General features: G+C 41.7%; 23 protein-coding genes. 2 read left to right on the top strand and 21 right to left on the bottom strand.

Going from position 1 to position 26973, the window contains the following annotated elements; genetic code table 11:
- Nucleotides 1-58: 58 nt before the first annotated feature.
- The 17 genes from DF182_RS15040 to DF182_RS14960 all read right to left on the bottom strand — a co-directional run bounded on the left by DF182_RS15040 (nt 59) and on the right by DF182_RS14960 (nt 19190).
- Nucleotides 59-1135 (bottom strand): mannose-1-phosphate guanylyltransferase, encoded by a 1077-nt coding sequence (locus tag DF182_RS15040; RefSeq protein WP_113616400.1) that lies wholly within the window; start codon nt 1133-1135, stop codon nt 59-61.
- Nucleotides 1132-2073, bottom strand: a complete 942-nt coding sequence (gene fcl, locus DF182_RS15035) for a GDP-L-fucose synthase (protein ID WP_113616399.1) — start codon at nt 2071-2073, stop codon at nt 1132-1134. The genes DF182_RS15040 and fcl overlap by 4 nt, the downstream gene beginning before the upstream one ends.
- Before the next feature lie 2 nt (nt 2074-2075).
- On the bottom strand, nt 2076-3188 hold the full coding sequence (gene gmd, locus DF182_RS15030; protein WP_113616398.1) for a GDP-mannose 4,6-dehydratase: 1113 nt from the start codon (nt 3186-3188) through the stop codon (nt 2076-2078).
- Nucleotides 3188-4042: a polysaccharide deacetylase family protein gene (locus DF182_RS15025; RefSeq protein ID WP_113616397.1), complete on the bottom strand. Its 855-nt coding sequence runs from the start codon at nt 4040-4042 to the stop codon at nt 3188-3190. The genes gmd and DF182_RS15025 overlap by 1 nt, the downstream gene beginning before the upstream one ends.
- Nucleotides 4023-4613 (bottom strand): HAD family hydrolase, encoded by a 591-nt coding sequence (locus tag DF182_RS15020; RefSeq protein ID WP_113616396.1) that lies wholly within the window; start codon nt 4611-4613, stop codon nt 4023-4025. Before DF182_RS15020 ends, DF182_RS15025 begins: the two co-directional genes overlap by 20 nt.
- Before the next feature lie 2 nt (nt 4614-4615).
- Nucleotides 4616-5746, bottom strand: coding sequence for an ATP-grasp domain-containing protein (locus tag DF182_RS15015; RefSeq protein WP_113616395.1), 1131 nt, complete (start codon nt 5744-5746; stop codon nt 4616-4618).
- A 5-nt stretch (nt 5747-5751) separates the two neighbouring features.
- Nucleotides 5752-6558, bottom strand: a complete 807-nt coding sequence (locus DF182_RS15010) for a glycosyltransferase (protein WP_113616394.1) — start codon at nt 6556-6558, stop codon at nt 5752-5754.
- Between the two features lie 49 nt (nt 6559-6607).
- On the bottom strand, nt 6608-7456 hold the full coding sequence (locus DF182_RS15005) for a hypothetical protein (RefSeq protein ID WP_113616393.1): 849 nt from the start codon (nt 7454-7456) through the stop codon (nt 6608-6610).
- A complete protein-coding gene (locus tag DF182_RS15000; RefSeq protein ID WP_113616392.1) occupies nt 7453-8106 on the bottom strand; it encodes a haloacid dehalogenase-like hydrolase in 654 nt (217 codons plus the stop codon). The genes DF182_RS15005 and DF182_RS15000 overlap by 4 nt, the downstream gene beginning before the upstream one ends.
- Before the next feature lie 15 nt (nt 8107-8121).
- Nucleotides 8122-9381 (bottom strand): EpsG family protein, encoded by a 1260-nt coding sequence (locus tag DF182_RS14995; RefSeq protein WP_113616391.1) that lies wholly within the window; start codon nt 9379-9381, stop codon nt 8122-8124.
- A gap of 7 nt (nt 9382-9388) precedes the next feature.
- Complete coding sequence (locus tag DF182_RS14990) at nt 9389-10426, bottom strand: glycosyltransferase family protein (RefSeq protein WP_147243442.1); 1038 nt, start codon at nt 10424-10426, stop codon at nt 9389-9391.
- 157 nt (nt 10427-10583) lie between these two features.
- Nucleotides 10584-11894, bottom strand: coding sequence for a glycosyltransferase (locus tag DF182_RS14985; RefSeq protein ID WP_113616389.1), 1311 nt, complete (start codon nt 11892-11894; stop codon nt 10584-10586).
- Between the two features lie 69 nt (nt 11895-11963).
- Nucleotides 11964-12923, bottom strand: coding sequence for a GDP-mannose 4,6-dehydratase (locus DF182_RS14980; RefSeq protein WP_113616388.1), 960 nt, complete (start codon nt 12921-12923; stop codon nt 11964-11966).
- Nucleotides 12920-14026: a glycosyltransferase family 4 protein gene (locus tag DF182_RS14975; protein ID WP_113616387.1), complete on the bottom strand. Its 1107-nt coding sequence runs from the start codon at nt 14024-14026 to the stop codon at nt 12920-12922. Before DF182_RS14975 ends, DF182_RS14980 begins: the two co-directional genes overlap by 4 nt.
- A gap of 16 nt (nt 14027-14042) precedes the next feature.
- Entirely contained in the window at nt 14043-15434 is a 1392-nt protein-coding gene (locus DF182_RS14970; RefSeq protein WP_113616386.1) for a lipopolysaccharide biosynthesis protein, read from the bottom strand.
- A 145-nt stretch (nt 15435-15579) separates the two neighbouring features.
- Nucleotides 15580-16656, bottom strand: a complete 1077-nt coding sequence (locus tag DF182_RS14965) for a GumC domain-containing protein (RefSeq protein ID WP_113616385.1) — start codon at nt 16654-16656, stop codon at nt 15580-15582.
- Between the two features lie 29 nt (nt 16657-16685).
- Nucleotides 16686-19190, bottom strand: coding sequence for an SLBB domain-containing protein (locus DF182_RS14960; RefSeq protein ID WP_113616384.1), 2505 nt, complete (start codon nt 19188-19190; stop codon nt 16686-16688).
- Between the two features lie 540 nt (nt 19191-19730).
- Here DF182_RS14960 and DF182_RS14955 point away from each other — a divergent pair.
- A complete protein-coding gene (locus DF182_RS14955) occupies nt 19731-20231 on the top strand; it encodes an RNA polymerase sigma factor (protein ID WP_113616383.1) in 501 nt (166 codons plus the stop codon).
- 69 nt (nt 20232-20300) lie between these two features.
- Complete coding sequence (locus tag DF182_RS14950; protein ID WP_245957446.1) at nt 20301-21422, top strand: acyltransferase family protein; 1122 nt, start codon at nt 20301-20303, stop codon at nt 21420-21422.
- Here DF182_RS14950 and DF182_RS14945 read toward each other — a convergent pair.
- From DF182_RS14945 to DF182_RS14930, 4 genes are all read right to left on the bottom strand, one after another.
- A complete protein-coding gene (locus DF182_RS14945) occupies nt 21407-22624 on the bottom strand; it encodes a sterol desaturase family protein (protein ID WP_113616906.1) in 1218 nt (405 codons plus the stop codon). The genes DF182_RS14950 and DF182_RS14945 overlap by 16 nt on opposite strands.
- Before the next feature lie 216 nt (nt 22625-22840).
- Nucleotides 22841-24253, bottom strand: a complete 1413-nt coding sequence (locus DF182_RS14940) for an RtcB family protein (protein WP_113616381.1) — start codon at nt 24251-24253, stop codon at nt 22841-22843.
- A gap of 15 nt (nt 24254-24268) precedes the next feature.
- Complete coding sequence (locus DF182_RS14935; protein ID WP_147243441.1) at nt 24269-25015, bottom strand: hypothetical protein; 747 nt, start codon at nt 25013-25015, stop codon at nt 24269-24271.
- Between the two features lie 122 nt (nt 25016-25137).
- Complete coding sequence (locus DF182_RS14930; RefSeq protein ID WP_113616379.1) at nt 25138-26202, bottom strand: AAA family ATPase; 1065 nt, start codon at nt 26200-26202, stop codon at nt 25138-25140.
- Between the last annotated feature and the right edge of the window lie 771 nt (nt 26203-26973).

Raw genomic sequence — 26973 nt, 5'->3', positions numbered from 1 at the left:
TAGGAGTAACAAAGCGTTACCCTTCCGGCGAGGATCCATTAGGGTAACGCAGATAAAGCTATAAATAATGTGTTTGATTTTGTGATTTTAGTCTTTCAGTGATTTGTTTGATTTCCTGCTCATCTTGTTTGGGATATATGAGCAGAACATTGTTATCATCTACCACAATATAATCCTTCAGCCCTTTAATAACCGCCAGCTTTCCCGGTGGAAGATGGATGATACTGTTCTCGGTATTCTCAAGCTGATGGTTTCCGGAGAAGACATTATCACCGTTCTGTTTATCGGCAACCTCATATAATGAGCCCCAGGTACCCAGGTCACTCCATCCGAAATCAGCAGGAATAGTGTAAACGTTATCAGCCTTTTCCATGATAGCGTAATCTATTGAAATACTGGGAGAGGCTGGATATTCAGCATCTATAAAATGTTGTTCTTCTGCGGTATTGTAGAGACCATCCCCTTTGCTGAAGAGGGAATAAATCTCAGGAGCATGTTCATGGAAAGCTTGCAGGGCAGCTTTTACATTCCAGATAAAAATACCGCCGTTCCATACATAGCTTCCACTGGCAAGAAATTCCTTTGCTTTTTCCAACGGAGGTTTTTCTGTAAACTGCTTTACCTTATGAACACCATTCTCCCCACTTTTTTCAAAGTTGATGTAGCCATAACCAGTATCTGGTCTAGTAGGGGTAATACCGAGTGTTAGCAATACAGGGTCTGTAGCTGCCAGGTCCAATCCCAATTTAACCTTCTCAATAAATATGTCTTCATAGAGAATAAAATGGTCTGAAGGGGCCACCACCATATTAGCGTGAGGATCTTTCGCCGCCAGTTTAAAGGCAGCATAAGCAATACAGGGGGCCGTATTGTTTCGTGAAGGTTCACACAAAATATTGCTCTCAGCTACGCCGGGCAGTTGTTCCTGTACCAGAGACTTGTACTGCTTGTTGGTAACGACATGGATATTCTCCTCAGGGCATAATTTCAAAAACCTGTCGTAGGTTAGTTGCAATAATGATTTCCCTGTTCCCAAAATATCGATAAACTGTTTGGGATAATCGTTTCGACTCTTAGGCCAAAAGCGGCTACCAACGCCACCCGCCATAATAAAAACATGATTACTGGTTTTCATATGATGCTGCCCCATTGGGTCTTTTTCACGTCTTCGTATACATTCCGGATGCCGTCTTCCAAAGCAATCCGGGCCCGCCATCCGTAGCTGTGTAATTTAGTCACATCCATAAGTTTGCGGGGGGTACCATCCGGTTTGCCGGGATCAAATACCAGCTGCCCTTCATAACCTACGATCTTCTGAATCAGCTCGGCTAACTCTTTTATGCTAATATCTTCACCGATTCCGATGTTCACCAATCCTGGCTCCTGGTAATGCTGCATCAGATAAAAGCATGCATCTGCCATATCATCTGCATGAAGGAATTCACGTCTGGGCGTGCCTGTTCCCCATAAAACCACTTCGGGCTGGTTATTTACCTTCGCTTCGTGCATTTTGCGAAGCATTGCCGGCAATACATGCGAGTTATTGAGATCATAATTATCATTAGGCCCGTAAAGGTTGGTCGGCATTACTGATACAAAATTGCTCCCGTATTGAGCCCGGTAAGCATCGCACATTTCAATGCCTGCAATCTTGGCTATTGCATATGGCTCATTGGTTGGTTCCAGCGGGCCTGTCAGCAAGTATTCTTCCTTCATTGGCTGCGGAGCCATTTTAGGATATATGCAGGAAGAGCCCAGGAACATCAGTTTTTTAACCTCATGCAAGTGAGCCTGATGAATCACATTATTCTGAATCATCAGGTTCTCATAGATAAACTGTCCTCTATACGTATTATTTGCCAAAATCCCTCCCACCTTAGCTGCAGCCAGAAAAACATAATCCGGCTTTTCTTCCTGAAAAAAACGGGCCACAGCCAGTTGATCCCTCAGGTCCAGCTCTTGAGAAGTCCGGGTAATAATGTTACTAAACCCGTCTTTTTGTAAACGTCTGACGATTGCAGATCCGACCATTCCACGATGGCCAGCAACGTATATTTTATCCTGACGTTCCATGTTTATTCAAATTGGTTTAATACTTTATAACCTGCATCTTTAAGCAGTTTTTCGCGTCTGAAAAGCTCAAGATCCGCAGCAACCATTTCCTGAACCAGTGCAGGCAGATCATATTTGGGTTTCCAACCCAGTTTGGTTTTAGATTTTGTAGGATCACCAATCAGTAACTCAACCTCAGTAGGGCGGAAGTAACGCGGATCTATAGCAACGACCTCCTGACCTGGTTGTAATGGGCAGTCGGGATTATTTATTGCCTTAACATATCCTTTTTCATCAATACCTTCTCCTTTAAACTCCACTTCCACACCTACCTCTGAAAAAGCCATACGAATAAACTCCCTTACGGTAGTGGTTATTCCGGTAGCGATTACAAAATCCTCCGGTTTCTCTTGTTGCAGGATCAACCACATCGCTTCTACATAATCCTTTGCATGTCCCCAATCCCGCTTTGCATCCAGGTTACCCATATACAATTTATCCTGCATACCAAGAGCAAGTTTCGCAACCGCCCGGGTAATCTTTCTGGTTACAAAGGTTTCACCACGCAATGGACTCTCGTGATTAAACAGGATACCATTACATGCAAACATATTATAAGCCTCCCGATAGTTAACAGTAATCCAGTAAGCATACATTTTAGCCACGGCATATGGGGAACGCGGATAAAACGGTGTCCTCTCTGACTGTGGCACTTCCTGTACCAGACCATATAATTCTGAAGTGGAAGCCTGGTATATTTTGGTTTTCTGAGTCAGTCCGAGTAAACGCACAGCTTCAAGGATACGTAATGTACCGATACCATCAGCATCAGCAGTATATTCCGGAGCCTCAAAACTTACCTGTACGTGGCTCATTGCGCCAAGGTTATAAATTTCGTCTGGTTGAACTTCCTGTATTATCCGGATCAGATTCGTGCTATCAGTCAAGTCACCATAGTGCAATTTAAACCGCACGTGATCTTCATGAGGATCCTGGTAAAGATGATCGATTCTATCTGTATTAAAAAGTGATGATCTACGTTTAATTCCATGAACTTCGTATCCCTTTTTCAGAAGAAACTCTGTTAAATATGCACCATCCTGACCAGTTATTCCTGTGATAAGACAAGTTTTCATTATATGATTTTTTTTATTTCTACATTATTCCAATTAATATTCTTTTCGGCAGTTCTGATATCTGTAAAATCATGTTCTTTTAAAAGTACTGCCAGCTTATCTAAAGCATTTTTTAATCCATAATAGGATTTAAATTTCCTTACCAGGCTCAACTCCTTGATGACTGGTTGTTCACTATCAAAATCCCTTGGATGAAAATAGGTCATTACATAATCGGTTTCTCTGAAATATCTTTTCAGCATCCCCATTGGTAGTAACCTGAAATAGCCTCCTCCGGAGAATATAAAAGGGTATCTGTTTCCTATCATCCGCAGGTTTATGGGAAACTCTTTCAATTCTATGCCATTAATGTCAACCTTGCAGGGACGGGAAATCCCAAAATCGGGGAATCCCCCATGAGCTCTGGCTGCAGGGAAAATAGAGGCATCTGTTTTAATACCGTACTTGGCCAGGATTTCAAACACCCATGGATGACTTTTCTTAACAGAAAAACCAGGAGCCCGGTAAGTTGTTACTTTCTTTCCTGTGATATCTTCAAGAGAGTAAACAGATCGTTTAAGGTCTTCTTCATATTCTTTAGCTGACTGCTCATATACCAGTTGATGCAGATCCGAATGCGTACCAATTTCGTAACCTGAATCATCAATTCTTTTTATCACATCCGGATACTTACGGGCAATCCATCCCAGACAGAAAAATGTCGCAGGTCGGTCCGCCTCTGAGAGCAGCCCCATAATTTTATCCATATTACGGTGAATCCTCGACTCGTAATTCGACCAATCCGCTTCTGATTTCGTGGAGTCATTGTCCAGAATATGAAACCATTCTTCTATATCAAAAGTAAGTATTTTCATTCACTTGAATTTTTGAAGTAATGCCTCCTTTCTTTACCAGCATTACAGAACCAGACATCCGAACGATGGGACCATCAGCCTGCAGGTTATCCGTATAAAAGAGATCGATATGGTTAATCCCGCGTTGGTACATCGCAGTTCGCTTCGCTTCATGATAACAATTGAAGGCCACCCCTTCTACCTCTCCTTTTCCGGAATAACGTAAAGAGGAAGCGATTACTTTTTCAGGGTCAAAGATATATTTAAGATATTCGTAAAATGATGCAGAAATAACAACTTTTGCATTCTCTGTAGAACAATAGTCATTAAAAAACACCTGATTAAGTTTTATGGATTTAGCATACAACTTTGACTGTTGTTCTATCTCTGCTTTACTTTTCCCTTTTAAAAAAAGATAGACCCCCACCTCTTTAAGCCTTGTATTAGACAAGAATCTGGTTTTTGTCAAGCAGGCACACACAAAATATAATAATAATTTTACATTTCTATGTTTTACTGTTCCTGCCAGGAAAAACCCCAATAGTGTATCCTTATCAGTCAACGTACCATCAAAATCAAATGCCGTATTCATGCTTATTTAACCCCCAAGACCTTTTTTATATGTTTAACACTAAAAACGGAATAGAAAATAAAAAGAAAACTGCTGAAAAAAGTTGCATAGGTAAATCCTATATAACAGGTTTTTCTTTTATTCCATTTCCAGAAACCAGGGATCCTTCCTCGCTTTTTAGCATAAGAGATGAGATCCCAGGGGAAAAACCACCGGATGTAGGTATCAAAATTCACTTCGCTTGTCTGTACAGGTTTTCCAAGCGATAGCTCTATATACTTATTGATAAACCTTGCATTATTGAACTCCGAAAGCAAGATGGAACCCCAGGCGCGAGGGTTTATTTCAATTATATAGTAATCCTTCAGCTCTTCATCGTACAGGAACTCGATCATTGCCCAACCCGACCATTGCAGCTTTTTTAGTAACCTCTCACCAATTTCCTTAATATCGTCATTTTGAACAGACTTGGAATAAACCGATACCCCTCCCTGTTCCGGATAAGTTCTAATCCTTTTATGACTGTAAAACCCTTTCAACTCACCATTGCTCATCAGATAAAATCCCCCGCACACTTCCTTTCCATCTCCTACAAACTGCTGAAAAAAATAGTCGGGATGAGGTTCCAGTGTTTGCAAATCCTCTGGCTGCAGTATAAACCTGACGCCTGCACTTCCACTTCCTTTTTTAGGTTTATAGACCAATGGTTTGAATTCAGTCTTCCAGGTATCCAGCCTGTCAAAAGAAATAATCTCTGGTGCTTTTATTCCGTTCTCAGTACAAAAAACATTCAAAAGATATTTATCTCTGCTTATATTAAAAGCAGTCAGCTGAGGAAGAGCAAACAAAAAACGGGGGGCAACGGCCGGATTTTTTTCCAAAAACTCATAAAACAAAAGCGTTGTTCTTTCCTCAACCGGCAGGTATACTATATCTTCTCCATTACTTAGCAGACTGATTATTTCCTTCAGGTCCCTTTCAAAATTCATATAGTCAGCAGTCCGCAGCAAATAGAGATTGGCATAAATCACCTTCAACACCCTACTATCTTCACTACTGGCGTAGAGGATATCCGCAGGCGGATAATTTCTGCCGACAATATTTGCGATGTCAAACGACTTTCTTAACTCAACGTCAGAAATTAATATTTTCATTGATTTCAGGCTGTTTGTTGACGCAATAGTCTATGGTAAATAAATGACAACGCCTTTTTGGGTAGTAACCTTAAGGGCAGTCTGAAAAATGTTGCATATAAAAAGTTACCTGTTGAGATCAACTGCTCTTTATATCCTCTCCAGAAAAGGTTCATTTCGTTTCTGGCATATCCCCATCCCTGTCTTCTGCCTATTACATCATTTCCAATCCTGAAATACAACAGGGGCTCCGGCAAATTCGCAAATTCATACCCCTTCTTCATTACCCTCAGCCATAAATAGTAGTCTTCCAGAAAAGGCATTTCCTGATAAGATCCGGCAGCTATGATAGCAGCCTTATTCAGCATTACAGAAGAATGATTAAACGGACACCGCTTTCCCGCATATTTCACCAGCTCTGCATTTGAAGAAGGTAATATTTTAACAGAGGACATATCATTCGGCTGTTCATTGAACTCCATTATACCGGTACCCAATACTGATATATTCCTGTTTTGCGCTATAAATAAAACCTGTTTCTCAAACCTGTCCAGATAACAAATATCATCAGAATCCATCCTGGCTATATAATCGTACTGACAGTGCATGATACCAATCTGTAATGCTCTTCCAAGTCCGACATTTTTTTCCAAAGGAACAATATGAAAGCCATCCACCCATCTCTTCCTATACTCTTCAATTACTACGTCCAGTTCCGGTGTCAACGGTCCATCCTTTACAAGGACGACTTCATCGGGCATATGGCTCTGATTGAATATACTTTCCAGGCTGGCCCTAAGAAAACCAGGATTCTCCTTAAAATAGACAGACATCAAAACAGAAAACTTAATCACTACTTCTCCTTTTACTTTAAACTATCGATTATTTTTTAGCCTTACTTCTACCAAAATTATCTTGAAAGTCTTTAAGAACCATTGTACGCCTTAATGCCAAAAGTCCAATCAATCTAAATAAAAAATAAAATAATCCAACCAGAAAAAAAAGATACCCAAAAGGCACCTTGTAAACATAACTGATTATTCCTGATACCGAGGCATATACGAAATAGTACTTCACTCTGAAAGTATCCATGTTGAAACTATCAGCATAAGGAAACACTTTCTTATACCGTGGCATTGTACTGAACTCAATAAACTTAGGGAAAGGATATAAAAACAGACTGAAAATGATAAAGAGCCCAAGCTCACTTCCACGGACAAAAGGAAGAATAAAGCCATAAAACCGAATGTAGGACAACGGAATAATCAAAAAAAGATTTCCAATGTTTCTTATTCTATTGTAAATCAGATAAAGCACCTGCAAACAGGCCAGAATAGCCAACATCGTCCAAAACGCGGTAGCATCCGGTGAAATACCGGCATATGCTGCCAGTAACAGACTGCAGATTATCAGTCGCAATGTCACAATTTTTCCCAGATTAGCCTGAATATTTGATATGGCCTCAGGAGATAACCTCAACGTTGGCTTCGCCTCTTTTTTAATCGTAAGCACATCATTCTCAAGATACCCATTGTCATAAACATAATTGACCAGCAAAATGCCCAATACAAGCAGTCCCAGAGCACTCAACCCTGGCAATGCGACAGCGTAATAGTATAAAAATATACCGGGAATAAAATAGATAAACAACCAGGATATTCTTTTAAAATTCCCGATTAGTCTGGTTTTCAAAAAGAATCCGAATGGCAGATATGTAAAAGCCGGAATCATAAAGTTTTCTTTTTTTCTATCAATGTCATTTTTCCCCCCAGGTGGCCTTTCCAATAAGCATTGTCTGTTACCGGAGCGATAACATATACTTCATTGGCCATCTGTGCCAATTTAAGATCGGTTTTATCATCTGTAATCACTACTACCTGAGGAACGATATCACTGCCTGATAATATAGAGCGAGCAACCAGATGTTTGTTGCCAAGCAGATCATTTCTGATCAGTCCATCACAGATTCCGTTATTGTACCCAAGACCCGACGCATACACTTTATCTGCTTTAAGGCCGGCTCCTATGGAATGAGCAATAAAATCAAGCGTTGCTGATATCAATACAATCTCATATCCCTTTTCTCTCAATTGCATTACTATTTCATGCACCTCGTTCCGTTCCCTTCCTTTTAAATATTCGTTGACAAACCCTTCAGCCTCTTTGTATAATCCATCTCTGGATTGCCCCTTCAAACCAGCTACACCTCTGCTTCTGACAAAATCACGCTTCCAGATCATCCTAGAAATTTTGTTCATCACCCTTACAAAAAAATTACTTCTGTAATGGGCAAAAGCAGGATTCTTCAGAGACAAAAAATCCATTGTTGTATTGGAATCATACAATGTGCCGCATATATCTACAAAAGCAATATTTCTCATCTCTTTTTGATTAATTTAGTTAACAACCCGATGATTTAAAAATGAATACACATTAGCAGAAACCAGTTCCAGCAAGGAATTATTCATATAGGCATTTGTATATGCCGAATTGAGTGTAGCCAGTAAATAGGCTGAATTTACCAGGAGGCTAAAAGAAAAAAGCAGCGTTACAACAACAGTCTTTTCCCTGCTTTGTTTCCTGGTGATTAATAATAAATAGAAGGCAATAACATAGAATGGAGAATACAGGTAAGAAAAACGAACAAAATTATGCACCGTATGCATCTGAATCAATAACAAACAAAAACTCAGGAAACAAATATTAAAGCAACTGTCTTCCCTTTTTAACACGTTTGTTCGCTTAACCATTCCCAGGTAACTGTACGCTATCAGTATCCCATAAAATATAAACAAGGTATAGTTAATCTTATTAATCTGCCAGTTTTCAATACTGGCGTAGAAATTTGCTTTCTCCGCGAATACACCACCTAACAAAATCGCTAATAAACTGTTGATATCAATACACGAAAGCAAAAGACTAATCAGGAAAATAGGAAGTCTATATCTTTTTACAATCTTTTTGTCAAACAGAATAAAAATCGGCAGAAAAAGTATAACCGAGGTATGTAAAAAAAAAGCCAATGCAAAGAACCAGCCTCCAGCCTTCTTATGATTCAATTTTCGTACAAGAGCATAGGCAGCTACGGCTGTGGCACTACTTTGTTTTAACAACTCCACTTCCATTGTAAACAGTGTTGTTCCGAACAAGAGCAGTAGGATCAACACCAGCAATATCTTCTTTGAGTATAAGTACAAGTCCCGACGAGTCAGCTCCAGCACGGTAAGTAACAAAAAGAAATAGCTTATTGTAACCCAGAAAAAGGGTAATACCTGTGGATTGGCCGGAAATAGTTTTGAAAGGAAAAAAGTAAGTAACTGGAAAACAACATATATCCCGCCGTCCATCAATACTGCCGTTAAAAACAATTCCCCAACCGATCGCACTTCCGAATAGGTTTTGAACTGTGCTGTATAACGTGTAATATCTGTGGACTCGCCTCCCCGATCCATATACTCTGCTGTATAAGCAATAATCCCAAATGTAAGAGCAATCAGAAAACACAAGTATCCATGATTAACCTCCCTTGGCGAAAGTTTGAAAATAGTATACAATATAACCAAAACAGACAAAACAGGGGATGCCATCCATATCATGGATATTACCATACTGAAAAAGATACGTTGTTGTTTTGTATCAAGTGTATCTATTGACATATTCCCTTCAATTATCCGACAATTGTTTATGTAACTGATTTTCTACATTTTTAATTAAAAACCTTTCGAGCAACAGATGAACATTTTTTGCCTGTTCTTTATATTGAGCAATTAATTCCTCATCCTTATTGATTAACCTCTCTAATAATACTTTCATCTCTTCCGGACCCTCACACAGGAAGCCAATATTTCCACCTTTGTCAAACAGGTATTGAAAATACGGTTGCTTAAAGGCTATAATCGGTTTCCCATAAAACAATGCGTCCATCAACGATCCGCTAACCCTGAATACATAGTTATCTGAATCAAAAGTAAAGACTGCATAATCTACGTCTCTAATGAAGTTGGCATAATCCAGCTCTTCAATAGACTTGTTATTTTTTGACAGGATCTTTACCGGGGTATTTTGTTCCACAATAAATCCATCTTCTACTCTCCCTACAAGATGAAATTCAGCCCGGCCTAATGCCGCAGCCTGGCTTAAACGAGCTGCCATTTCGAAGAAACAGGAAGACCCCTTTTTGCTCATTGCCACGCCCAGGTGTCCGAATATAAGTTTGTCTACATTTAATGGATGACGCTCCGGTACTTGTCCAACCAACGGATGTTCAATTGTAACAATCTGCTCCGGACGAACCAGGTTATCCTTCACTAACGCTTCTTTCACAATTTCCGAGAGTACAATGACCTTAGTTCTTTTTCCCAGCTTACTCAACAGCCGCCGGTATAGTTTCCCTTTAATCTTATCCGCCAGCCTCAGTTCTTTTTTAAACAAGAACTCCACTTCTCCATGCAACACAAAAAACACTTCCTTGTTTCCTCTCCTAGCCTTATAATTCGCATAATACAGGGAGGTTGTGCTCAGACATGTAAAAAAAACAGAACTTTCGCTGGCAACCCTACTATATACTTTTCTGATAAAGAGAATATCGCCCAGCTTTTTCCGGATCCAGGGAAGCACCTTTGCCAGTTTTTTTTCCGGAAGCGGAAGCTCCTGATATCCTTCATAACGGATATTGGAAATATTCCCGTTCCTTTTTTCCACCAGGCTAACATGTTTCTCTTCTCCGATAAACACTACTTTCCTTTCTCTGAAAAGATGGCTGATCATAGTACTAAACGCAGCATTGAACATAACATGATTATGTCCCATCACCAGTTTGTCTACTATGTATATTTCACTACTCATTGTATCCGTATCATCAATCAAAATATGCAAACCAACTGGGGTTGTAATCCAGATTTCTGCTTCTTTCCTTTATTTTCTTTGCTGGTATACCAGCCACCACAGCAAACGCTTCCACATCTTTAGTAACTACTGCTCCTGCACATACCACCGCTCCCTCACCAATATGTACACCTGGCAGAATCATAGCCCGGGTACCAACCCAGACATAATCATCTATCCGTACATCCTGAGAACGAAACGCAAAAGACGGGGAATTATAATCATGGTCCCCTGTGATGATCTGTACCTCCGGCGAAATGGAAACTTTATTGCCGATAGACAACTGTCCTCTTCCATCCAGAAAACATTTCCTGTTTATGGTGGTGTTTTCGGCTATCGTAATATTGGTACCACACAAAAAACAATTCATATGGATACTTGTACCCTTTCCCATATGTATTCCCAACACCCGCTTATAGTACTGGTGCCGGATAAAATAAAACGGTACTTTATTAATCCAATTATTGGCAAAATAATCCTGAAAAAAGATCTTGAAGAGCAGAAATATTTTTCTAAAAATAGTCCGGCTCAATACAACTCTGGTATACTTGTAAGCATAAAATAATCTTGCCTTCAGGTTCCAGTCTTTATGTTTCTTCAGAATATAAATACTGTCTTTCAGGTGCGTATAAGGATTGTCCGAAACGCCTTCTTCCTGAAAAGCCAGGATCACCTGATCGATGGGGTAAAACTGATATCCGTTCTTATAACATCTGTAAATGAATTCGTAGTCTGCCGCAATCCTCAATTCTTTAGATAGTATGAAGCGTTCCTTCTGAAGCAGAGCCGTATTGCAGAGCAGGGCACCATGTCTGAAAGCGGGCCCACGCCATAACTCATCATGGGAATGCGGGAAGGTCAGGTCAAAGAGCGCACCATCTTTTTTGAGAATTTTAGCACGTCCATATATTAACGGGTATTCATCCAGCGCTTTTGCATGATTGTTGAGAATATCCTCGAATAATGTTTCACTGGGAAAGTGGTCCCCACTGTTGAGAAAAACAGTAAACTTCCCGGTGCATTTGTCTATGCCTTTATTCATGGCATCGTAAATACCTGTATCCTTTTCAGAGATCCAATAGTCAATGTTATCCTGATATTTTTTGATTACATCTACAGAACCATCTGTAGAGCCTCCATCAATAACAATATATTCAATGCTTTTACAGGTTTGTGCGATAACACTCTGAATCGTTTTCTCCAATGAAGTCACAGCGTTATAAACAACTGTTATAACAGAAAATGTAGGTTGAACAGTAATAGTATTTTCTTGCATCCGACTCATTGAGCGTACTGTTATTTTAGTATATATAAACGGCCATTCATCTGCAGTCCTCACTACATCTGACGGCCATTAATTTACATTGTTTAGTTCTTCTGCTATCAGGAGATCGAGTACTTCGAAAAAACTCAACTTATATTCCCATCCGAGATCTTCTATAGCAGCACTATTATCACCATAAATGTCCAATATATCTGTAGGCCTGTATAGTTCATTACTGATCACAATTCTATCTCTATCCAGATCCAGTTTATCCAGTACATAATGAACAATATCCTTTAAGTGGTAGCTTTTACCGGAACAGATAATGTAATCAACCGGCTTATCCTTTTGCAGCATAAACCACATGGCTTCCACATATTTAGGGGAATACCCGAAATCCCGCCATACATCGATGTTGCCCAATTTCAGCTTCCAATCTTTATTATCCCGGTTTTTTACAGCTTCGCTGATCACTTTCTTAATGAAGAAATTATCTGACCGCAGAAATGATTCATGATTAAACAACACCCCGTTGCAGGCAAATAATCCGTAAGACTCCCGGTAGTTAACCACCGTCCAGTAAGCCGATGCTTTGGAAATAGCATAGGGGCTGAGCGGATGCATAGGAGTACCTATTGTTACAGGTAGCTGTTTTACCATCCCATACATTTCACTGCTCGATGCCTGATAAAACCTGGTGTCCTTTTTTAAAAGCCGGATAGCCTCCAGCAGATTAAGAACCGATATGGTATTAAACTGAATGGTTCCTATAGGCTGACTAAAGGAAAGACCAACAGAACTTTGGGCGGCAAGGTTATAGATTTCGTCTGGCTGATATGTCTTAATCAAACCTATTACACCAGACATATCCATTAAATCACATTCCACAACAGTAACCAGCTTATCGATCTCCAGGTAAACCAATTTATCAAGGTTAGCTGTATGGCTGCTTCTGGTAACACCAATGACATTGTAACCATTGTTAATCAAAATCTGCGCAAGATAAGCCCCGTCCTGACCTGTAATCCCTGTGATTATAGCTGTTTTCATATAATTTCTTTATAATAGGCTAAGGTCTCTTCCACGGTCTTTGCCCAGGTAAACTTTTTCTCTTGCTCATAGCCTTTTTTAATCAATGACTTTCTGAGTGATTCGTCGCTGAGAACGTTCTCAATAGCAGCTGCAATAGATTCCGGGTCCCGTGGATTAAAATATACGGCAGCGTCTTCCCCTACTTCAGGGAGTGATCCTCCTGTGCTCAAAATACAGGGGGCACCGCAGGAAAACGCTTCCACAACGGGGATACCAAAACCTTCGTAAAGACTTGGAAAAATGAAGGCAAGCGCGTTCCGGTATAATTTTGCCAGTTTTGCATTGTCTATTGAGGTATAAACGATTCTGTCCTGTACTCCCATTCCAGCAAAGACTTCCAGCTCTTCCTTATTAAAATTTCCTCCGCCAGCACAAACAAGTTTTATATCACTGTATTTCGAGAAAACAGATTTTACTGACTTTAGCAGATTGCTGAAATTCTTGTAGCCATTCCTGTTCCCTACGTGTAGCAGATAAGGGAAGTCGAATCCCTGGAAATCTGTTGTTGCATTTGCATTTAAAGAGCTGCCAAGATAGATGACTTTTATCTTATCCGGATTAACCTTAAACAGATCAACAATATCATTTTTAGTCTGTTGGGATATTGCAATCACTCCACGCGCTTTTTCAAGTATTTCCCTTTTTTTTGCGACCACCTGGGAGTCCTGCTTAAGATCAGCAAATTCATGAGAAAATTTCTCATGAATCATATCCAGAAACGTTGTTACATAGGGCCTGTTTCCAATGGTTTCAATAAAATATGGATCGTAATATGTTGGATGGAAAATATCATATTTCCCATTCCGTGCCGCTCGCAGACTTTTGTTTCTATTCACCCATTCGATCAGCCGGTGTTTTCCTTTAAACTCCTTTTCAGGCAACAGGGAATATATTCCAGGATATGTATGCGGATTGAGATAAGCATTGTTGGAAATAGTGAGGGCTACAGCAGCTTCATGTTCTCCGCCCTTTCTGATTCCATCAATTAGCTCATAGTAGTATCTGGATATACCGCCATATTGCTGAAATGTAAATATCTGATAGTCAAAAGTAATTCTCATACTGATCAATTATAAATTAGCTTAGTATTCTCTCCCATCTATCACTTTTACGTGTTGAAAAAATGAAATAATATGCCTGAATAGGTGAAATAACAGAGCTCAAACTAAGACAAAGTATATTACTCAGAATAATTCCATTCAGCCCCAGATTTAAATTCCTGGCAAAGAAAATTGACAAAGGGATATTAACACAGCCGATAAAGACTGTAGTTATCATACCCAGCCTAACCTTGCTGATACCTCCCAACATGAATCCATAGATATTATTCCAGACAGAAATAACAGCATATACACCCATTAAAGCCGGAAGGTAATCGGGGATTACAACAGCTTTTCCCAACCAAACATTGACAATCGTATTAAACAGTAGTACTACCACCCCAACCCCAATAATATAGGGAATCATCAGTTTATTCAAAAACACGATTTTGCCTTTTATCCATCCCAGGTCTCCCTTTGCATATGCTTCCGTATAAGAAGACCAAAGCGGGGCCATTAGCATATTAACAAACACCGCCATATTATTAAATACGAGCAGCACGACCCCATATGTGGTAACGTGGCTAGGCCCCAGCAGTTGCGTTATCACGAAATTATCAGTCGAAAATATAATTACTACTGTGATCTGAATAATAAAAAACTTCAGACCAAGTCCCATAATAGATCTTATCTTATCTTTTTTGAAGTTCTTCCGGAGTGGCTTCAGGTAATCATATTCCCTGAAAAAAAGACTTGATACTATAGCGATCGCTATAAGCTGACTGGCAGTATAGGCACAGGTAACAAACAGCAGGTTCAGTGGATGGAAGAGGGAGTAGATATATACACTTGTTATAAAAAGAACGTTAATAATAATCGGAATCATGGTTGTGAGTGAATTCCGTTGAACAGCATTGATAATCTGGTTGATAATCGCGAGTATCAGATAACTCAGGATACCATAAAAAAAAACGAACACACATCCACTTAAATCAAGGCTGCTGATACTATGTGTATTAAAAACACTATTCCAGTTAACCAGAAAAAAAAATGGTACAAACAATGCAGCCAGTACGGCACCTATTAAAAGCAACGTAATGTAGGCAGTGGAAACATATTCATTGGCTTCTGTCAGATCTCCTTTTGCCAGGGCTTCGGTAAGTTTATTCCTCAGGCCACTGCCAATGCCAATATCCATAAGTGTTATCCATTGTGCAGTAGATAACAAGGTAGCCCATACCCCATATTGTTCTGTTCCAAGCCTGCCTATAAGAAGAGGCACCAATAGCAGGCTGATTCCAACTGACAAAAATTTAAAAACGACAGATGACTTTAGTTGTAAAACTAAATTTTTATCCCGCTTTTCGTTGTCAATTTCATCAATCCTGACCTTATTATGTCTGAATATATTTAATCGCGCAAATCTCATCTGAACCAACTATTAAACAACAATAACTCCCCATTTCAGCCTAAAATCCGCTTACTGGAGTTTTTCAGGTAATCTGATCCCAGACACCATAAAACACTGGATTTTCATCAAATTGACTGGAGAATTGAAACATTAGTATTTGTTCCTATTGCATAATTTCATTAAAAATCTTCCTTGCAATCAGGAAAGCACAAGCCAGAAATCCCAATACCAGTCCTCCAAAAATCATTCCTTTGAATTTACTTAAGCGGTCACGCATCAGTGGGTATCTTGGCATATCTACCAGCTGAATCAGGGGTGTTTCCTGGGCCATAGCGATCTTACTCATCTCAAGGTTTTTTACAACCTCTCCATACATTGTTTGCAGTACCAGTTTATCCCTGGCTCCTACTTCAGCTCCCACCAAAGCTATTCTCCTGGCCGGATTAAGATTGAGGTCCTGTGAAGCCGCAACAGCATATGTTTTTTTATTCAACAGTAACTCCAATGAATCTGCTTTGGCTTGTAATACATCCACGCTTGCTTTTGAGCGTTTGGTTTTGGTGATTGTATAGAACTCAATAGCTTCTTTTACCAGACGTTCTGTAAACTCTTTGGAAAAAACCGGGTTCGGGGAAGTACATTTCACAAAAATAAAACCAAGCTTTTTATCCGGTTTCACCACTGTCAGGGAAGATTTAACAATCCGTTCATAGATCACACTTAAGATACTGTCCTGCAGTTGGGAGAGCGGTTGTTTTTCGGTAGGAAAATGGATGTTTTCAACCAATGGATCTTTTTTCCAGCTTTTTCTTAATTCATTGGAATTAATATACAGGTCCGCCAGGCTGATTACTTTTCCACTATCTTTTATAGGCGTTAACAAGGCCTTCTCAACCATTAAGCGGGTCTTAAGAAACTGTAGAATGTTCTCCCCGGAGAAAACCCCACTGGTTCCTCCTCCTCCAACATCAATTCCAAACTGACTTGCGAGGCCTGCATATGCACCTAATGAGCTGGACTTACCCTCTTCCATTACAAAAGTAAGTTCAGCAACATAATTTGTCTTTTTAAAATAGGCATAGGTAATCCCTAAAGCCGCTCCAAGGATACCACATAAAACAATGATATACCATTTTTTTAATAGGAAACGGCCCCATTCCCCCAATTTGAGAAAGAGGTCCTTTAATGATATTTCAGGATTGGTTTCGACACCCTCTTTATGTTGACTTAATGGCTCCATTAATATTGGTCTTTGGCAGCTTGATTAAATTATTTGACTGTATTGAGAATCGTAACAATAACCAACGCTACTGAAGCCAATCCGCTTGCCAGTCCCACAGCCTCTCCGCTTGTCAGTCCTTTCCGTTCCTTACGTGTTGGCACATAGATCTCCGCTCCTGGCTTCACTTTAGGATAAGAGTTGAACAGAAACACTTTTTTCGTATTCTTTACCTCTCCATTTGCGTATACGATATAACTTCTTTTTTTAAGGGCTTGCGCTGTAAATCCTCCTGCACCGTGTATGTAGTCTCTGAATTTGTATGCACCATCATACCTTACTTTCTTTGGGAAATAAATTTCGCCAAACAGCTGTACTGTCTGAAGTTTTTTAGGCACTTTAATGATATCTCCTTCTTCCAGCAACAGGTCATACTTAGAGCCCGGATGTTTCATGATTTGTTCGAGGTTGATACCCAGCAGCTGCTCCTTTTTGTCTACAGCAGCCTGCACTCTTACGATGTCAGTGCTATCCTGCAGTTTGTTATAAAACACCTGTAGTTTATTGGCCAGCAACGTACTGTCTCCCTCGTTAATAAACGTCTTACGCATCATCACTGCACCTTCCGGATAAGCTTCCGGACGGAGCCCACCAGCTCTTTTAATCAGGTCGGAAATTCGTTCAGAGCGACTGTTAATTGTATAATCACCCGGGTATATCACTTCTCCGCTGACCAATACGTTGGATTGGCTGGCATATGCCGGTGAACGACGAACGACGATTTCATCAAATGGTTGCAGCACAAAAGCTTTTGCTTCAGGATTGTTACTGAGGTCTGCATTGATGTCGAAGCGTTGAACAATAGCTTTGGTGCTGTCTTTAGGATCGTATACCCCTCCACGTTTTCTGCGGGAGATCTCTACTTGCTGAATAGAAGCAGCATCTGTCAAGCCCCCTGCCATCATGATCAGGTCTTCCAGATGCATATTTTCAGCATAGTTAAAGTAACCCGGCTTATTTACTTCTCCATCTATTCTCACCTCATATTCTTCCCGCAGGTCGAACTTGGAATAGATCATCACACTATCTTCTTTCTGTAAGCGCACCTCAGACCTTCCGGTTAAAGCATCCTGTACATTGAAGTTGATGTAGGAAGGTGTATAATCGGCCTGTAAACGGCGGATGAGCCCTCTTGATAAAGCAGCAGTTTCTTTTACTCCGTCGGCTCTTTTAATCAGATCTTTTACCGTCATATTGTCCTCCAGTGCGTAGTTGCCAGGATGGAATATAGCTCCGGAAATGGTCACCCGGTTACTGTAACGGTTTAAGATAGAATCTATAAAAAACTGGTCTCCCGATTTCAATTTAAAGGAGCCCACTTCACTGGCTGATATATTAACCACCTCACGCTCCTTATTATTCACCCGGTATGCCCTGATCACATCTTTGAAAGACATGTCCGTATAACCGCCAGCGTAGTCAATGATGTTCTGCAGGCTTTCATTCTCTTTCGCTTCAAATATGGCCTGACGTTTCACTTCACCCATCAGCTCCACGCGGGTTTTGTAGGGGTTTACCTTTACAATGTCCTGGTCCTGTAATACGATATTGTTGGTAAGGTCGCCATGAGCGAGGAAGTCATACAGATCGAATGTAACTACTGGCGAACCATTACGGATCACCTGAATGTTACGGAATGAACCATTTTCGCTGGGGCCGCCAGACACATACAATGCATTGGCCACAGTAGCCAGGGATGGAATAGTATAAGACCCGGGATTTACCACTTCCCCGATCAACAGTACCCGGATACTCCGGATATTGCCCAGGGAAATCGCGACCGAGGTGTTACCAGACCTGATTCCTCCATAAATAGTTGCTAACTGTTTGGTAATCCTGTTTTTAGCCTCTTCCATGGTCAACCCATTCACGTATACAGGTCCCAGATTGGGAATACGGATATAGCCGTCTGGAGTCACCTTCAGCCGGTGCTGTACTTCGGAATAACCATAAACATCTATCAGAATCTCATCATCTGCTGCCAGGCGGTAATTGGGAGGGGTGGGCATTTTGAGGTTGGGCTCAAACGTCAGGTTTTTGTTATTGAAGAGTTCGGATCCAAAAATTTTCTTACGTTTTTTCTCCAGTTCCCTCTCTTCCCGTGTTTTTGGCCTGTCTCTATCCTTTTTGTCAGTTGTTCGTTCCTCAGTATTATCATCCTCTATTTTACGTGTTCCGTTCTCCTCATCTTTATCCTTGTTCTTTTTGTCCTGATTCTTCTGGTCCAGCTCTTTGTCCAGCCCCATCTGCTGAATACGGCTCTTCAGTTTGCTCACCTCAATATCCGGAATGCCCTTCTGCTGAGCATAAGCATCTATATCCGAAAATGCAATGTTATTCTTCTTCATTTCAGCTACCAGCGCCCTCACCTGATCATCGCTCAGGTTGTCTACCTTCATCTGCTTAATTTGTTCTTTGGATAATGCTGGATTCTGAGCAGTTGCACAATAGCCAATAAACAGTAAAAGCTGTAACAGCAGTAATTTTCTGAACATGTATTAATAGGATAAAAAACTTCTCGAAAATCTTTCTGGAAAACAATTGTAAAGCACGATCCCTCTTAGGGTACCGCCAAACAAGTTGCAAATCTATTAAAAATAACATATAAATGTTACCGGATTCCCATTGTCTAACCATTTTGTTTTTAAATGGTTAGGCAATTTTCAATATACGTTTAAACATTTAAATCAGTTACCTCATAACATTAACGAAAATAAGTGTATATAATTGAGATTAAAATTAGTTTTAAGCAAATTATAATATAAAATAATTTATAATACATTATATTTTACATAACTCCAACATTTCCAATCCGTTTTTATCTTTTTATCGTTAATTATATCAGAGAGTCATGCGGAAAGACCTGTTGTTATATTGATCCACCCAAAATCGAGCTATTGTCATCAGAAAGGAAAACTCAAAAAACCATGTTCGAGAAAGGAAACGACGTCCTGAAACCATTATAAATCAATTCATTGCACCACAAACGTCTGACTCACATGTGAATTTGTTTAATTAGTTAAACCTTAAACATTATGTCATCTGTTGAATTTAACACCTTGCTTGTCGGAAACGCTGATTTCCTGAAACCCTTTGCATTCACCCTTACCAAAGACACCGAACAGGCAAAAGACCTATACCAGGAAACCCTGTTCCGTGCTCTATCCAACCAGGAAAAGTACCTGGAAGGCACCAACATCCGGGCCTGGCTTTTCACCATCATGCGAAACATCTTCATCAACCATTACCGCAAAAAAGCCAAAAACAGGATGATAGCCGAACCCACCGTAAGTGACTTCTTCCTCAACTATCAGCAAAGCCCTTCCACTAACAAGGCCGACACCAACCTCCGCATGAAAGACATACACGTAGCCGTTTATCACCTACCCCAGATCTTCAAACAGCCTTTTCTCCTCTATTACGAAGGATACAAATACTTTGAAATAGCCGATATCCTTCAGGAGCCACTCGGAACCATTAAAAGCAGAATACATTTTGCCCGCAAAATACTTAAGACACAGGTACCCCGGCACTAAGAACCAGTTGTGATGATCAGCTATAATAGTTATCTTGGCGAATTACCAAACAACCAAATAATCTGTATAGTGACTGCTTCACAACGTTTTTTATCGCTGGATGTGTTCCGGGGCCTGACAGTGGCCGCCATGATCCTGGTCAACAATCCCGGGAGCTGGGAGTATGTGTATGGGCCGCTTGAGCACGCCAAATGGCACGGCTGTACGCCTACCGACCTGGTATTTCCCTTCTTTCTTTTTGCTGTAGGCAACGCCATGAGCTTTGCCATGAAAAAATACGCCGACGCCGGCAATGCTGCCGTCATCCGCAAAATAATGACCCGTACCCTGCTAATATTCGGTATCGGTCTTCTGCTCAACTGGTTCCCGTTTGTAAAATGGTCTGACGGACAACTGGTAGGTAAATCGCTCAGTAACCTCCGTATCCTGGGCGTATTTCCCCGTATTGCCCTCTGCTACGGAGCTGCAGCCTTCATTGTACATTATCTGAAAGATAAAGGAGCCTTCGTGGCAGCCTGTATCATCCTGCTGGCATACTGGTTCATCCTCGTCGCCTTCGGTGGCAGCGATCCTTACAGTCTGGAAGGATACGCCGGCCTACCCCTTGATAAGTTAATATTGGGAGAAAATCATATGTACAAAGGAGAAGGAGTACCCTTCGATCCGGAAGGTATTCTGAGCACCCTCCCGGCTATCTGTAACGTTATCTTCGGCTACCTCGCCGGTAAATTCATACAGGAAAAGGGCAAAACATACGAAATGCTGGCCCGCCTTCTGATCATGGGCTGCATCCTCATCTTCGCCGCCCTCTGCTGGAACATAGTGTTCCCCATCAACAAAAAAATATGGACCAGCTCCTACGTACTCTACACTGTAGGCATCGCCCTGCTGCTCCTCTCCATACTGATGTATATCATAGAATTCAGAGCATACACCAAATGGACCACCTTCTTTACCGTATTCGGTAAAAACCCGCTGTTTATCTATGTGCTGTCCGGCGTGGTCGTAAAACTCTACCTGCTTATCAGGCCGGTACCCGGACAAAACATGTACACCTGGCTGTATCAAACTGTCTTCCAGCCCATCGGAGGCAACATGGTAGGGTCGTTCCTATTCGCCCTCTTCCATGTATGTGCATTTGCCGCCATTGGCTACTGGATGGATAAAAAGAAAATCTACGTACGGGTATAACCATATACCAGCCGGTAGTATTCCTTCCGCAGGCGCGACTGGTAATAAATGGCTGTAGCCAGTACCAGTCCCGCCAGCGTCACCAGCGATGGATGCGGCCAGCAGTAAAACAATGCAAAACACAACACCCCGTACCGGGCATATTCCAGATAAAACACCCAGCGCTTCTGCTCCAGAATAGCGCCACAGTTGATCAGGGTCAGTAATATGAGTAAGGTCACACATACCTGGATGAATACTGGTACGTAATACTGCAATAGCAAAAAAGCAAACAATAATGTGAGTGTGGTAGCTATCTGCCACACCACATAATTATTCAGTTTAGGCGTTTCCGTTATACTTCGGTTACGCAACAAAAAAGATTCTTCCAGCACAGCCCTCGCCGCAGGGTCCACATTATCCGGCTTTCCGAATATCACCCGCAGCCTGTTACGCCATCCCCTGGCTGCCCTCACGGAATATAACATCTCCAAAATAAAATGAAAATGCTGCCACAGGAAACTGTTACTCTCCAGCGGCTTGGTTAACCCATACACGGGCTCTTCTTCCTCCTTCTGAAAAGTACCAAACAGTTTATCCCAGATGATAAACACATCTCCATAGTTTTTGTCGAGATACTTAGGATTACTGGCATGATGCACCCGGTGATGGGAAGGTGTTACCAGTATATATTCCAGAATGCCCAGTTTACCAATCGTACGGGTATGAATAAAAAAGGGATAGAGCCCATGTACCAGCAGCATACTGGTGATCATCGCCGGCGGAAAACCAATCACCGGTAATATGGCCCAGAAACCCGTCCGTATAAACGCCTGAAATACCGTGATCCTGGCAGAAACGGTATAGTTAAACTCCTCACTCTGATGGTGCACTACATGTGCACACCACAATACCGTTACTTCATGTGCCAGCCGGTGATACCAGTACCAGATAAAGTCTGTACACATCAGCAGGGCCACCCATAACAGCACACTGGCTTTGATATCGAAAAGGGCATAACGCCGATACAGGTAGTCGTATATAAAATAAAACAACCCTACCGTAAAAGTGTCCAGCAGCCGCTCAGCTATTCCTACGCTGATGTTGGCCACTGTATCATTGAACTTAAAATAACGCTTCCTTTTTTTTTGCGCCACCAGATACTCCAGACCCATGAATGTCAGGAAAAAAGGAACCGCCAATGCCAGATAATTCAAATGCACTTGATAAAGTTTTATACAGGTAAAAATGAAAACACGGGTTTCCCTACATGGTGCCAGCCCATGCACAGGGTATATTCTTCTTGTTATTGGTGGTAACTAATGACAATATTAGAAAATATATTTCTAATATCCTACTAAATTTGTAGACTATAAAACACAAAAGGCGAAAAACAGCTGTTCGCCGTCTTCCGCCTTTGTTTCATTGCATATGTGTATTTAGTCTTCTGCTGGTCCTCCATCGGCCATCCGCACCATTTTGGGCTGGAACCGACCTACTGTTTCCACGAGGTCTGACTGCGCCGACATCACGGTATTAATATCCTTATAAGCACCAGGTGCTTCATCCAAACCGCCACCAATCAGCGTCACGCCGTTATCCTGCAGCATCTTCCTCATTTCCTCCGCGGTAATAGAGGCGATCGCCTTGGTACGGGACATCTGCCGCCCTGCTCCATGGGATGCAGAATGCAGGCTGCTTTCCTCCCCTTTACCCCGCACAATAAAGCCTGGCGCAGTCATAGAGCCGGGGATAATCCCTAACATACCTTTACCGGCAGGTGTAGCACCTTTACGGTGTACAATCAGTTCTTTACCATGATGTATTTCTTTCCAGGCGAAGTTATGGTGGTTTTCCACCCTCGCCAGCAGCGTAGCGCCCATTTCAGCAATCATCCGCTGATGGATCAGATGATGACAGGCGGAGGCATAGTCACCAGCCAGGTTCATTGCCAGCCAGTACTCCTGCCCAGCCTCTGTATTCATATCCAGATATGCCAGGTGTTGTGCTTCTTTAGGCAGTACACACAACTCTTTGGCCAGCCGGGTATAATGACCGGCTACCTGGGCGCCCATACCGCGGGAACCGGAGTGTGACAGCAGCCCCACATAATTGCCGGGTGCCAGATTCCACTCGTTATTAGCATCGAGGATGGTCACAATACCCCACTCCACAAAGTGGTTTCCGGAGCCGGAAGTTCCCAGCTGGCCGGCAGCTTTGTCGAGCAGATTACGCAACACCGGTATTTCCCTGAATTCTGACCGTTCCAACACAGGGTCTGCGTCATTACGTTTCCATTCTGCGCCGGCGCCGAACTTCGTTTTATTCTTCAGTGCTTTCTGATAGTTGGAAGCCTGCGTTTCAAGGCTTGCTTCCGGCAGGTCCAGGATGCTCAGGCACATACGGCAACCAATATCCACTCCTACGCCGTAAGGTATCACAGCGTTGTCGGTGGCTAGTACACCGCCGATAGGCAGGCCATATCCCTGGTGGGCATCCGGCATCAGCGCCCCGGCTACGGCCACGGGTAAACGAATCGCGTTATTCAGCTGTTTGATAGTACCTTCTTCAATAAACTCAGCACCAAAGATGGCATAATCCACCGGGGTATCCCGCAGTGCTATTACTTCCGGTTTTTCTTCCACCATCAGATGAGCTGCGATAGCGCCCAGTACCGGATCATGCTGATAAGCAACAGGGTCTTTCAACACGCTGGACAGCACAGCCTCTGCTTCTTCAGGGGTGGCTGCGGGGTAATGTTCAGCGATAACGTCTATGGCCACACGAATTACCGGACCTTGCGGATAACCGAGGCCCAGCAGTTGTTTGCCGGTCATTTTCAATTCAGACATAACAATTAAAGGGGTTCATTCAATGTTGTAATATGTTTCCTGCAGCAGTTGCGGCAGGGGTTTCTTTTGATATTGGTATTTTTCTTTCGGGCCAAACAGCTTTTTGTTCCACGAAGTATGCCTGCTTTGTGTCAGCCACCGCATCCTGGGTCTCAGATGATATTTATCCATGTAGTTTTCCAACTCCTGGATCTGAGAATCCAATTCCGGATTAGCCTTTCGCACATGTGTTAAAAGATGCGGTCGTATCTGCAGCACAAAACGCCAGGGCTCCGTAAATACTATCCTGGGAACTTCCCGCGTCTTCCAGCCGGTCGGCACCATTCGCTTTTCAAAAAAGATCTTTTCATCACGCGTTAGTTTAAGTTTGTTAAACTCGTCAGGATAAAAGGTCTGCAGCTTCTGTTCTTTCACGACTATTACCTTTTTACCTTTCTGCCGCTTTTTCACCTTAAAATCCTTCCGGTGAAAATACTGAACCGTATTGATTTTGTCCAGTATACCCTGAAAAAATGATGCCTGTTTTCCGCGGGCTACGTCATCTCTTAAAATAAAGAAACGTTTGTAACCTTTCTTCACCGGCGGTTCCAGTGGCACATATTCCGGATGACGGTCCTGTCTCCAAAGTGCTCTTATACGCTTGTCGAGCTGTATCAGCTGTTTGTCTTTTTCAGTTTTTACTACGCGCAGGCGCCTCCTGGCCGTCCTGATACGCATCGTATCGATATAGTATTGTAATTCGTCGGGTAATAACTTGTCCATGACGGATGATCTGTGATCGTTGCAAATGCCTGCACCTGTTGGTGGAGGTTGTTTTCCATTCGGTTGTATATGGACAAGTGATTCTTTTTCATGATAGCATTTTTTTAGATAGATGAACAATATTAAACCGTTTCTCCCACCATGGTGCGACGGAATCCGATCACATTTTTCGGTGCTTCAAAAGAAGGTTCGTGCTGGTTAGAGATTTCTGCGACACTCATAGGTTTGTCGACTACAGTATCAAAGCCCAGGTGAGCAGACAGCCGTTGTGCTTTTTCAGCTGGCAGCTTTTTGAATTCGTATTTGGCGATCAGCCTTCCTTTACGCAGCAGGGCACTGTCGATGGAAGACAGATCGCTGTTGAAGGAACATACCAACTGTATATTCAGACAATCCGCCAGCAAGCCATCAGACAGGTTCAACAGATTAGACACAGATGAATTACCAGTAAATTTCCTGTCCATGATCACATTCTCCGCATCTTCTATGATCACCACACAGTCAGGATTGTCAATCAGTAACTGCATAAACTCCGGGCTCATGATATTGTTGGCCAGATCGGGTGAAACAAACAGAATACGTTTTTTTATTTTCCCGATCAGGTAACGCAGATAGGTGGTTTTGCCGGTTCCGGGCATACCATGCAACAGCACGATGCCTTTGTCTTTTTCTTTACGTAACCGTTGTTGTATCACCTTATCCACTTCTCTGAAATCATTATCGTAAAACAGATCGATATCCAGTTTGGTACGTTTGATTTCCATGCTCTTCAACTCCAGTCCTCTGCGACCGCTCACGATCAGGTTAATCTCATGTGGTTCACGACGTTGTTTTTCCTTATAGCGTATAACCATTTCCGTTACCTTCCCTACAAATTCCATATCTGATCCATCATGCAGGATCTCACACCACGAATGCCAGAAGGCTACTACACTGCGGTTATTCAACACCATTACCGTCTGTGAGTGTTTATATTTTTTCTTCTTGGTGTCATAGTCGGTGTATTTGTAGGTATTCACAATCATGCTCTCAAATGCCTTTACAAACGCCGCCGATGCTTTGTCACCATCTATATCATATATATTGTTGATATTGGGTATTCCGTTGAAGTGAACAGTATACACCCCTTTGGGTGCAAAGTATTCACCATCGGTAATATCTATCTGGTTATTGACCATTGTTTTCATTTACAAATTGATCTTTTAAAATTAATCCACCCTGATAGAGATTTACCGGAGCCCGGAATAGGCTCCCGGCAAATCATGCTTATCATTTGAAGTACTTTTTGCAGTACTTGTTGGGGGGAAGTTACAAGTTATCCTCTTGATAACCTGAAGATGGGGGTTAATTCAAACAGAGACGAAAAAAAATATCGTTAAAGGAGCAGATTTAGCGGAGCAGGATTACTCCGCTACCTGATTATTAATTGTACCTCCTCAAATAATCTCTTCGTTATGAACACAAAAAAACCCGGTCAGTTTTTACACAGACCGGGCTACTAACGTTAACGCATACACTACGTTAAGACATGCCGGGTCCGTTTAGCATCCATGTTTTGAATGCTATCCTGAAACCATTTACTGCGGCGGATTTCAGCGCGCAGTGTCCGGATATTTGTTGTGTTCAATGGTAATTTCATTACAAAAACTATAACAAAAAAGCCCGGACCAATTGATCCGGGCTTCAGTTATATTATACAAATATTTTGCACTACCTGTAAACATAAAACGCCCGGAACCTGCCACTGCCTTGCTCTGAGCAAGGGACTGTGCGATCCATATTTAAGTTAAAGCGTTTCATTTTTATAAGTGTTTACCTATTATCAATTTTTACGTTGCAAAGATAATAGGATAAATACAGATTATGCAAATTTTTAACAGACTTTTTTCAGATTTTTTTTCTATGTAGATAAATATGTTTTTTATTTAGCTACATAGAAAAAAGCCGGAAGTATTCAT

The organism is Chitinophaga flava (genome assembly GCF_003308995.1).
GTDB lineage: Bacteria > Bacteroidota > Bacteroidia > Chitinophagales > Chitinophagaceae > Chitinophaga > Chitinophaga flava.
Note: the sequence above shows the minus strand (reverse complement) of the source record. Positions and strands in the feature narration are given on the sequence as shown.

Coding starts and splice junctions, on each gene's coding strand:
- DF182_RS15020 (WP_113616396.1), bottom strand. CDS start 4,613: ATGAATACGGCATTTGATTTTGATGGTACGTTGACTGATAAGGATACA.
- gmd (WP_113616398.1), bottom strand. CDS start 3,188: ATGAAAACTTGTCTTATCACAGGAATAACTGGTCAGGATGGTGCATAT.
- DF182_RS14960 (WP_113616384.1), bottom strand. CDS start 19,190: ATGTTCAGAAAATTACTGCTGTTACAGCTTTTACTGTTTATTGGCTAT.
- DF182_RS14935 (WP_147243441.1), bottom strand. CDS start 25,015: ATGGACAAGTTATTACCCGACGAATTACAATACTATATCGATACGATG.
- DF182_RS15000 (WP_113616392.1), bottom strand. CDS start 8,106: ATGAGAAATATTGCTTTTGTAGATATATGCGGCACATTGTATGATTCC.
- DF182_RS15015 (WP_113616395.1), bottom strand. CDS start 5,746: ATGAAAATATTAATTTCTGACGTTGAGTTAAGAAAGTCGTTTGACATC.
- DF182_RS14975 (WP_113616387.1), bottom strand. CDS start 14,026: ATGAGAATTACTTTTGACTATCAGATATTTACATTTCAGCAATATGGC.
- DF182_RS14985 (WP_113616389.1), bottom strand. CDS start 11,894: ATGAGTCGGATGCAAGAAAATACTATTACTGTTCAACCTACATTTTCT.
- DF182_RS14955 (WP_113616383.1), top strand. CDS start 19,731: ATGTCATCTGTTGAATTTAACACCTTGCTTGTCGGAAACGCTGATTTC.
- DF182_RS14970 (WP_113616386.1), bottom strand. CDS start 15,434: ATGAGATTTGCGCGATTAAATATATTCAGACATAATAAGGTCAGGATT.
- DF182_RS14965 (WP_113616385.1), bottom strand. CDS start 16,656: ATGGAGCCATTAAGTCAACATAAAGAGGGTGTCGAAACCAATCCTGAA.
- DF182_RS15025 (WP_113616397.1), bottom strand. CDS start 4,042: ATGAAAATACTTACTTTTGATATAGAAGAATGGTTTCATATTCTGGAC.
- DF182_RS14940 (WP_113616381.1), bottom strand. CDS start 24,253: ATGTCTGAATTGAAAATGACCGGCAAACAACTGCTGGGCCTCGGTTAT.
- DF182_RS15010 (WP_113616394.1), bottom strand. CDS start 6,558: ATGTCTGTCTATTTTAAGGAGAATCCTGGTTTTCTTAGGGCCAGCCTG.
- DF182_RS14980 (WP_113616388.1), bottom strand. CDS start 12,923: ATGAAAACAGCTATAATCACAGGGATTACAGGTCAGGACGGGGCTTAT.
- DF182_RS14995 (WP_113616391.1), bottom strand. CDS start 9,381: ATGTCAATAGATACACTTGATACAAAACAACAACGTATCTTTTTCAGT.
- DF182_RS14930 (WP_113616379.1), bottom strand. CDS start 26,202: ATGAAAACAATGGTCAATAACCAGATAGATATTACCGATGGTGAATAC.
- DF182_RS15040 (WP_113616400.1), bottom strand. CDS start 1,135: ATGAAAACCAGTAATCATGTTTTTATTATGGCGGGTGGCGTTGGTAGC.
- fcl (WP_113616399.1), bottom strand. CDS start 2,073: ATGGAACGTCAGGATAAAATATACGTTGCTGGCCATCGTGGAATGGTC.
- DF182_RS15005 (WP_113616393.1), bottom strand. CDS start 7,456: ATGATTCCGGCTTTTACATATCTGCCATTCGGATTCTTTTTGAAAACC.